The following is an 8,755-nucleotide window of genomic DNA, read 5'->3' as shown; positions in this document are numbered from 1 at the left end:
CAGGGGGGACCCTGTGGGAGAGTAGGACGCCGCCGAACAATCTTTCAGAGAAAGGGCCCCAGCCGTCAGGCTGGGGCCCTTTCTGCATTTCCGGGCCGGATATTCTCTGGTTCGCCCCACTCAAGGGCAACTCGCTGACCAGCCCGCGAGGGTGAGCGGTGGGGGTGTTGGCTCGGGGCGGCGGAACGCTCTCTGCGACGGTCAGCGCGGGCCTGCCTGGAGTCGGCGGGGGCGGGGGTTCTGGCGGGCCTGGGCGGTGTTCCGAGGGGCGGAGTCGGCGCTGGTGGCGTTGCGGGTGGACAGCGACATTCCGGCGGCCTTGGAAGGGCTGCGGTCGCTGATGATGGTGCGCGGTTCGGGATGCTGGTGTCGGTGACGATGCTGGGTGTGCTGTCGGTGGTGATGATGACGCTGACGGCTGGCCAGCTGGCTGACTTCCGGCAGGCGGAGCTGCTGCCGCAGTTGGCGCGCGGGGCAGGCCGGGCCCGGCTGCTGTGCACGGTGCCGGTGGCGCTGCTGGGCGTGTGTGTATGGCCGTTGCTGCGGGTGTTGGAACGGTTGGGCCTGCCGGTGGAGGGCACGGCTGCGGCTGGTACGGCGCTGGTGCTGCAGGGGTGTGCGTTGCTGCTGCCGGTGGTGTGGACGGCGGACGGTGGCGAACAGAGACGCCATCGCGCAGGGGGCGTCGAGCGGCGGTGCAGCGGGCCGGGGTGGACTTGGTGCCGGCTGCGGTGGCGGTGCTGGCGTACCTCCGACTGCAGTAGTGCCAGGGGTCGTTGAGTCCTGCGACGGCTGTGGTCGGGTTCGATCCGGTGGTGGCGCTGCTGCTGTTGCCGCCGTTGGGGTGGGTGTTGGAGGCGCTGGTGCGGGCGGGGGTCTGGTGGCTCCGTTGAGCGGCTGGCAGGTGAGCCGAGGGCGTGCGGGTCAGGGCGCTCCGGTGCTGTTGATGGCGCGGGCGCGGGCGCTGGCGGTGGGGGCGTTGACCACTGCGGTGATCGCCGGTGAGGCGCCGAACGACCGGGACCGGGCCGCGTTCGAGGTGGGTGCGGACCTGTGGGTGACGGGTGGTGAGATCGCGCCGGAGTGGCGGTACGAGGCGCTGGCGGAGCTGCCGGGGGTGGCGGTGGTGACGCCGTTGGTGTCGGCGCCGGGCCAGGTGCGCGGTGTGCCGACCACGGTGTTCGGGTTGGATACGGCGGCGGTGCGGCCGGGCGCGGAACGGATGGCGTCGGGGGCGTCGGTGCACGCGGTGCCCGCGCTCCGTTCGGATCTGGAACGTGACTCGTTGGAAGGCCGGTTGGGGCGGTTGAGGTCGGACATCCCGGTGCACGGGATGGTGGTCGCGGGGCGGCCGGCCTCGGTGGACGTGCGGGTGTCGGTGGCGTCGCAGGATTTGGTGGAGCTGACCGGCCCGGTGTGGCTGTCGACCCAGGTCGAGGACGCCGGAGGGTTGGTGACGTCGATCTGCGACGCGAACTTCCGCTGCTGAACTCGCCGATGGACTCGTACGAGCAGCCGAGCGTCTACGTCAGGTTCGGGCAGGCGATGGAGGCGCGTGGCTCGCAGTCCTCGGACGCGACCGGGGTGTTGTGGACCGCGGAGTAGCCCTGGGGCGCCTCGGGTACGGCCGCCGGCGCCGAGGAACTGTCGCGCGGGGCGCGGGGGTTCGGCGAGGCGCTGGCCACGGGGGTGTGCGGCGGGATGGTGCCGGACGCGCTCCCCTGCCACGCCGGGGTGCGGACGGTGCGGCCGCCGCACCTGAACCAGCGGCTGTCGGCGCTGGTGGACGGGTTCGCGGTGCAGCGGGCCCGGACGGTGATGCTGCAGTCGTTCGTGCTGGCGGGCCTGCCGGCGGTGGAGGCGTCCACGGCGGTGGCCGTGGCCCGGCTCGGCGCGCGGCGCAGGGAGGCGGCGCTGGGGCTGTAGCGGGCCCGGGGCGCGGGCGAACCCGCGCTGGACGCCGTTCGGCTGCTGGAGGCCGCCCCGGCGGCCGTGGCGGGGGTGTTGGCGGGCTGGGCGGCGTCCGTCCGGCGGGCCGACGGGCGGCCGCGCGGTCCGTGGTGGCCGGTGCTGGTGGCGGGCGCGTCGGCGGTGGCGGTGTGGCGGGAGGGCCGGGCGCTGGTGCGCCGGGGGCCTGAAGCGGTCGCTCGGCCGGTCGCGGTGGGGGCGGTGCTGGTGGGGGCGGTGCTGGACGTGCTGCAGTTGCGGCTGCGCGGCGCGACCCCGGCGGGGGCCGAGACGGACCCTCAACTGGCTTTGGTGTCGGTGCTGTTGGGCCTGGCGGCGGCGGTGGTGCTGCGGGCGTACCCGGTACTGCTGCGGCTGGTGACCCGCTGGGCGCGGCGCGGGCACGGCACCGTGGGGCTGGTCGGGTTGGCGCAGGCCGGGCGGTGTTCGGGCGCGGCGGCGACGGCTGACGGCGCTGACGGCGTTGCTGGTGCTGGTGTCCGCGCTGGCCTGCGCGGTGTCCGGCGCGCTGGTGTCGGGCACCGTCCGGGAGGATCGGGTGGAGGCCGCGCGGTGGCGGACCGGCGGTGACGCGGTAGTCCTGGGGACGTCGCAACGCCCGCTGCCGGTCGATGAGTTGGGCCGGGCGCCGGGCGCCGGGCGTCGCTGGGGGTGCTCCAGGTGCGCGGCGTCGGCCTGGTCGGGGTCGGCCCGGCGGCGCTGGCCCGGTACGAGCCGGGCTCGCCGTTGGTGGCGGCGCTCACCGCCCCGGGGCCGGCCGAGCCGCTGGGCGAGGGGGAGCAACTCCCGGGGCCGGCCGAGCGGGTGACGGCGGAGCGGTTCCCGCAGGGCTCGTTCGACGCGGACACCGGGACGAGCGGGTTCCGGGTGCGGATCATCGGGGTGCTCCCGGACGGCGCGGGCGCGGACCGGGCGATCGGGCCGGTGGTCGGCGAGGTCGGCGAGGTCGGTACCGTCGGGGGGCTGCTGGTGTTCGGCGGGCCGGGCGCGGAGCGGCTGCCCGGATCGGCGAACAGCACGGCCCGGATCGACGCGGACCGGCTGAAGTCGGTGGTCGCGGGTTCGGCGGCGGTGCGGCGGGCTGGGCGATCAGCCGCGGCGCGCCGGTGGAGATCCGTTACCTGGACGGGCAGTTGTGGGATTCCGAGGTGACGGGCTGGTGTCCGCGCTGGAGACGGTGTTCCGGGCGTCGGCGGCGGTCGGCCTGCTGCTCGGGCTGGTCGCGGTGGTGCTGGAGCTGCTGCTCAGCTCGGTGGAGCGCGGGTGCGCCCCGGCGTACCTGTGGACGGTGGGGCTGGGCGGGCGGGCCGCAGCGGGCATCCGACTCGTCCAGCTGGCTGCCGGTGACGGCCGCGGCGGTGACCGACGGCACGCTGGCCCTGGCTGCTCGGCCCGGCCCTGGAGCCGTGGGCCTTCCTCCAGGTCGGGCGGGCCGGTCCTCGCCCCGGGCCGGGCGGGCGTCGCGGTGGCGGCGGTCGGTCTGCTGGTGCTGATCCCGTGCGCGGCCGCCCTGGAGGGGGGTGGGGCGCGGGCGCGTCCCTCGGGTCCTCCGGCTGGGGGAGGGTGCGCAGTAGGGGGGCTCCGGGCCAGGGTGCGGCGGGGTCGTGCGCTTCGGCGCGCGGACCCGCCGCGCGTGCCCGCGCGGGTGCGGGGTCTGTCGGTCGGGCGGAGTACCTTTCGCGGTGGCGTGTCCCTGATCGCGGGTGAGGTGTTCCGGTGCAACTGGCTCAGGTGGAGGGGGTCCTGGAGCGGATCACGTACGCCAACGAGGAGACCGGGTACACGGTCGCCCGGGTGGACACCGGGCGCGGGGCGAACGACCTGCTGACGGTGGTGGGGGCGCTGCTGGGGGCGCAGGTGGGGGAGAGCCTGCGGCTGTTCGGCCGGTGGGGCTCGCACCCGCAGTACGGGCGGCAGTTCACGGTGGAGAACTACACGACGGTGCTGCCGGCCACCGTCCAGGGCATCCAGCGGTACCTGGGCTCGGGGCTGATCAAGGGCATCGGGCCGCGGTTCGCGGAGCGGATCGTGGAGCGCTTCGGGGTGGAGACCCTGGAGGTGATCGAGAACGAGCCGGGGCGGCTGATCGAGGTGCCGGGCCTGGGCCCGAAGCGGACGAAGATGATCGCCAAGGCGTGGGAGGAGCAGAAGTCCATCAAGGAGGTGATGGTCTTCCTGCAGGGCGTGCAGGTGTCGACCTCGCTGGCGGTGCGGATCTACAAGCAGTACGGCGACGCCTCGATCGGGGTGGTGAAGAACCAGCCGTACCGCCTGGCGTCGGACGTGTGGGGCATCGGCTTCCTGACGGCGGACCGGATCGCGCAGGCGGTGGGCATCCCGCACGACTCGCCGGAGCGGGTGAAGGCGGGCCTGCAGTACGCGCTGTCGCAGTCCACCGACCAGGGGCACTGCTACCTGCCGGAGGAGCGGCTGATCGCGGACGGCGTGAAGCTGCTCCAGGTGGACGTGGGGCTGGTGATCGACTGCCTGGCGGAGCTGGTCGCGGCGGAGGGCGTGGTGCGCGAGCGGCTGCCGGGGGCCGACGGGCAGCAGGTCACCGCGGTGTACCTGGTGCCGTTCCACCGGGCGGAGATCTCGATGGCGGGCCAGCTGCTGCGGCTGCTGCGCACGCCGGAGGACCGGATGCCGTGGTTCAAGGACGTGGACTGGCCCGCCGCGCTGGGCTGGCTGGCCAAGCGCACGGGGGCCGAACTGGCGCCGGAGCAGGAGCAGTCGGTGCGCCTGGCGCTGACCGAGAAGGTCGCGGTGCTGACCGGCGGCCCGGGCTGCGGCAAGTCGTTCACGGTGAAGTCGATCGTGCAGCTGGCGCTGGCGAAGCGGGCCAAGGTGGTGCTGGCGGCGCCGACCGGGCGGGCGGCGAAGCGGCTGGCGGAGCTGACCGGCGCGGAGGCCTCCACGGTGCACCGGCTGCTGGAGCTGAAGCCGGGCGGGGACGCCGCGTACGACCGGGACCGGCCGCTGGACGCGGACCTGGTGGTGGTCGACGAGGCTTCGATGCTGGACCTGATCCTGGCGAACAAGCTGGTCAAGGCGGTCGCGCCGGGTGCCCACCTGCTGTTCGTGGGGGACGTCGACCAGCTGCCCTCGGTGGGCGCGGGCGAGGTGCTGCGGGACATGCTCTCGCCGGGCAGCCCGATCCCCTCGGTGCGGCTGACCAGGATCTTCCGGCAGGCCCAGCAGTCCGGCGTGGTGGTCAACGCGCACCGGATCAACGAGGGCCTGCCGCCGCTGACCGAGGGCCTGCCGGACTTCTTCCTGTTCGTCGAGGACGACACGGAGCGTGCGGCCGGCCTGACGGTGGACGTGGTGGCCCGCCGCATCCCGCAGCGCTTCGGCCTCGACCCGCGCCGGGACGTCCAGGTGCTGGCGCCGATGCACCGCGGCCCGGCGGGGGCGGGCGCGCTGAACACGCTGCTCCAGTCGGCCGTCACCCCGGCCCGCGAGGGCCTGCCCGAACGCCGGTTCGGCGGGCGGACGTTCCGGGTCGGCGACAAGGTCACCCAGATCCGGAACAACTACGACAAGGGGCGCAGCGGCGTCTTCAACGGCACAGTGGGCGTCGTGACGGCACTGAGCGTGGACGACCAGCGACTGACGGTGATGACCGACGAGGACGAGGAGGTGCCGTACGACTTCGACGAGCTCGACGAGCTGGCGCACGCGTACGCGGTGACGATCCACCGTTCGCAGGGCAGCGAGTACCCGGCGGTGGTGATTCCCGTCACCACCTCGGCGTGGACGATGCTCCAGCGCAACCTGTTGTACACGGCGGTGACGCGGGCCCGGAAGCTGGTGGTGCTGGTCGGGTCGCGCAAGGCCATCGGACAGGCGGTGCGGGCGGTGAGCACCGGTCGGCGGCACTCGGCGCTGGACCACAGATTGGCTGCGGGCTGAGTTCGAGGCGGTACGGTACGTTCAGAGGTTGTCTTGACGTGAAGAGATTTAGGGCGGAACCTGGTCCGGTGCCGCCGCCGATCTTGTCCGGTTCACACCGGTGGCGGCAGCGGAGTTTGTAGGCCCCGGTCCTTCCCGGGGTCACCCCCGGGTGCGCGGCCGTCCTTCGGATGGGGGATCGTTGAGACAGTCAGGGCAGTCGGATGAGGATCAATTTCGTCGGTGAGGAAGACGTGAGCGACAAATCGGTAGTACTGCGGTACCAGGACGGCGAGTACGAGTACCCCGTCGTCGAGAGCACTGCGGGCAACGCCGGCTTCGACATCTCGAAGCTGCTCCCGCAGACCGGCCTGGTCACCCTGGACAACGGTTTCGGCAACACCGCCGCCAACAAGTCCGCGATCACCTTCATTGACGGTGACGCCGGCATCCTGCGCTACCGCGGCTACCCGATCGAGCAGTTGGCCTCGGAGGCCAACTTCATCGAGACCGCTTACCTGCTGATCAACGGTGAGCTGCCGAAGGCCGGCGAGTTGGCCGCGTTCAGCAACGAGATCACCCAGCACACCCTGCTGCACGAGGACGTCAAGCGCTTCTTCCAGGGCTTCCCCCGGGACGCGCACCCGATGGCGATGCTCTCCTCGGTGGTCGGCGCGCTCTCCACGTTCTACCCGGAGAGCCACAACCCGTTCGACGAGGCGCAGCGCAACCTGTCGACCGTCCGCCTGCTGGCGAAGCTGCCGACCATCGCGGCGTACGCGTACAAGAAGGCGATGGGCCAGCCCTTCGTCTACCCGCGCAACGACCTCGGCTACGTCGAGAACTTCCTGCGGATGACCTTCGCCGTCCCGGCCGAGGACTACGAGCTCAATCCGGTCGTGGTCAACGCCCTGGACAAGCTGCTCATCCTGCACGCGGACCACGAGCAGAACTGCTCCACCTCGACGGTGCGCCTGGTCGGCTCCTCGCACGCCAACCTGTTCGCCTCGATCTCGGCGGGCATCTCGGCGCTGTGGGGCCCGCTGCACGGCGGCGCCAACCAGGCCGTGCTGGAGATGCTGGAGCAGATCCAGAAGGACGGCGGCGACGTCGACGCGTTCATCCGCAAGGTGAAGAACCGCGAGGACGGCGTCAAGCTGATGGGCTTCGGCCACCGCGTCTACAAGGCGTTCGACCCGCGCGCCGCGCAGGTCAAGGTGCTCGCCCACGAGGTGCTGGCCCAGCTCGGCCAGTCCGACGAGCTGCTGGACATCGCCCTCAAGCTGGAGGAGCACGCGCTCAAGGACGACTTCTTCGTCTCGCGCAAGCTCTACCCGAACGTGGACTTCTACACGGGCCTGATCTACCGCGCGATGGGCTTCCCGACCAGCATGTTCACCGTGCTGTTCGCGATCGGCCGGCTCCCCGGCTGGATCGCCCACTGGCACGAGATGATCAAGGACCCGACCAGCCGGATCGGCCGCCCGCGGCAGATCTACACCGGCGTGGAGATCCGCGACTACGTGCCGCTCGACGCCCGCTGAGCCGTCGGCCGCGAACGCCGAAGGGGCCCGGCCCGCCTTCCCGTACGGGGGGCGGGGCCGGGCCCCTTCGCTTCTGCCGCGTTGGGGCGCACGGCGCCCGGGACGGCCCCGGTCGGGAACGGCCGCTCAAAGCGTCCCCTGGGGGCCCGGGGCCGGCCCGGTGCCGTGCGCGAGGGCGGTCGACGGATCGACAGCCCATCCGGGGCCCGCCGGAGCCCCGCTCTACAAAAGGTAAGACGTACCAGGGGGCGCAGAGTTACGCCAGGGGGGTGTGAGTTCCCTCTCTCCACTCTCCGTGTGCGCCCGCGCACCCGTCCGGACGAACGCATACCACACCGCACGGTCGGCGCGCGACGTCACCCACCCCGCTGTCGCCGCAACCCAGCGTGATAGGAATCGTGGCAATCCGGTACGGACCGCCTGCGGAGCGCGGCGTGGTGAACGGTCAGGGAGGGAGTGCGCAATGGCCAGGGACGTCGTAGTCACCGGTGGGGGCACCGGCATCGGTCTGGAGGTGGCCCGGCGCTTCGCCGAGGCCGGCGAGCGCGTGGTGATCGTCGGGCGCCGTCCCGGCGTCCTCGACCAGGCCGCGCGGGAGATCGGCGCCAACGTCACCCCGCTGGTCTGCGACCTCGCCGACCCGGACGCCGTGGAAGCCGCCCTGCCCTCCCTGCCCGCCCGGATCGACGTCCTGGTCAACAACGCCGGCAGCCGGGAGACCGTGCCCGGCGCCGGACCGCACGCCGTACTGGCCCGCTGGCGCGGCGACTTCGAGCGCAACGTGCTGACCGCCGTGCTGCTCACCGAGTCCGTCCGCGACCGGCTCACCCCCGGCTCCGGCCGGGTGGTCACCGTCTCCTCCATCGCCGCGCTGCGCGGCGCGGGCTCCTACGGCGCCGCGAAGGCGTCCCTGCACGCCTGGAACCACTTCCTGGCCGCCCAGCTCGGCCCGTCCGGGATCACCGCCAACATCGTCGCCCCGGGCACCGTCGCGGGCACCGAGTTCTTCGGGCCGCGCCTGGACGACGCCGAGGTGGCGCGGCGCTCGGCGCGGACGCTGCTCGGGCGGATCGGCGAGTCGGGGGAGGTCGCGGCCGCCGTGTACTTCCTCGCCTCGGCGGAGGCGGGGTTCATCACCGGGGAGATCCTGCACTGCAACGGCGGGGAACTGCTGGGGCGCTGACGCCGGCTCGCTTCGCGCCGCCGTCCTGCCCGGCCGGCTGGAAGTTGCGCAGGCGCAGGCTGTTGGTGACCACGAAGACCGAGGAGAAGGCCATGGCGGCGCCGGCGATCATGGGGTTGAGGAGTCCGGTGGCGGCCAGGGGCAGGGCGGCGGTGTTGTAGGCGAA

Annotated in this window: 9 protein-coding genes; 8 read left to right on the top strand and 1 reads right to left on the bottom strand. The window is 72.9% G+C overall.

The window, feature by feature from the left end; all coding sequences use genetic code 11:
• Nucleotides 1-360: 360 nt before the first annotated feature.
• From OO48_RS33170 to OO48_RS33135, 8 genes are all read left to right on the top strand, one after another.
• Nucleotides 361-780 (top strand): hypothetical protein, encoded by a 420-nt coding sequence (locus tag OO48_RS33170; RefSeq protein ID WP_033223171.1) that lies wholly within the window; start codon nucleotides 361-363, stop codon nucleotides 778-780.
• 109 nt (nucleotides 781-889) lie between these two features.
• Nucleotides 890-1,489 carry a hypothetical protein gene (locus OO48_RS33165; RefSeq protein ID WP_157845610.1) on the top strand — a complete coding sequence of 200 codons (600 nt, stop codon included), beginning with the start codon at nucleotides 890-892 and terminating at the stop codon, nucleotides 1,487-1,489.
• Nucleotides 1,490-1,701: 212 nt separating this feature from the next.
• Nucleotides 1,702-1,926, top strand: a complete 225-nt coding sequence (locus OO48_RS33160) for a hypothetical protein (RefSeq protein WP_033223167.1) — start codon at nucleotides 1,702-1,704, stop codon at nucleotides 1,924-1,926.
• Between the two features lie 141 nt (nucleotides 1,927-2,067).
• Entirely contained in the window at nucleotides 2,068-2,538 is a 471-nt protein-coding gene (locus OO48_RS33155) for a hypothetical protein (RefSeq protein WP_157845609.1), read from the top strand.
• Between the two features lie 90 nt (nucleotides 2,539-2,628).
• On the top strand, nucleotides 2,629-3,120 hold the full coding sequence (locus tag OO48_RS33150; RefSeq protein ID WP_033223165.1) for a hypothetical protein: 492 nt from the start codon (nucleotides 2,629-2,631) through the stop codon (nucleotides 3,118-3,120).
• 564 nt (nucleotides 3,121-3,684) lie between these two features.
• Nucleotides 3,685-5,883, top strand: coding sequence for an SF1B family DNA helicase RecD2 (gene recD2 / locus OO48_RS33145; RefSeq protein WP_033223163.1), 2,199 nt, complete (start codon nucleotides 3,685-3,687; stop codon nucleotides 5,881-5,883).
• A 233-nt stretch (nucleotides 5,884-6,116) separates the two neighbouring features.
• Entirely contained in the window at nucleotides 6,117-7,406 is a 1,290-nt protein-coding gene (locus OO48_RS33140; RefSeq protein WP_033223161.1) for a citrate synthase, read from the top strand.
• 463 nt (nucleotides 7,407-7,869) lie between these two features.
• The gene (locus OO48_RS33135; protein ID WP_033223159.1) at nucleotides 7,870-8,589 is read left to right on the top strand and encodes an SDR family NAD(P)-dependent oxidoreductase; all 720 of its coding nucleotides are present in this window, start codon (nucleotides 7,870-7,872) and stop codon (nucleotides 8,587-8,589) included.
• On the opposite strand, the gene OO48_RS37030 is transcribed toward OO48_RS33135, so the two are convergent.
• Nucleotides 8,540-8,755 (bottom strand): hypothetical protein (locus tag OO48_RS37030; protein ID WP_157845608.1); only part of this gene is annotated, 216 nt, incomplete at its 5' end. The genes OO48_RS33135 and OO48_RS37030 overlap by 50 nt on opposite strands.

It is taken from the genome of Kitasatospora phosalacinea (genome assembly GCF_000716545.1).
Lineage (GTDB): Bacteria > Actinomycetota > Actinomycetes > Streptomycetales > Streptomycetaceae > Kitasatospora > Kitasatospora phosalacinea.
Note: the sequence above shows the minus strand (reverse complement) of the source record. Positions and strands in the feature narration are given on the sequence as shown.

What these genes read in the sequence shown, in the direction of transcription:
- OO48_RS33135 (WP_033223159.1), top strand. Translation starts at nt 7,870, where the DNA reads ATGGCCAGGGACGTCGTAGTCACCGGTGGGGGCACCGGCATCGGTCTG.
- OO48_RS33160 (WP_033223167.1), top strand. Translation starts at nt 1,702, where the DNA reads ATGGTGCCGGACGCGCTCCCCTGCCACGCCGGGGTGCGGACGGTGCGG.
- OO48_RS33170 (WP_033223171.1), top strand. Translation starts at nt 361, where the DNA reads ATGCTGGTGTCGGTGACGATGCTGGGTGTGCTGTCGGTGGTGATGATG.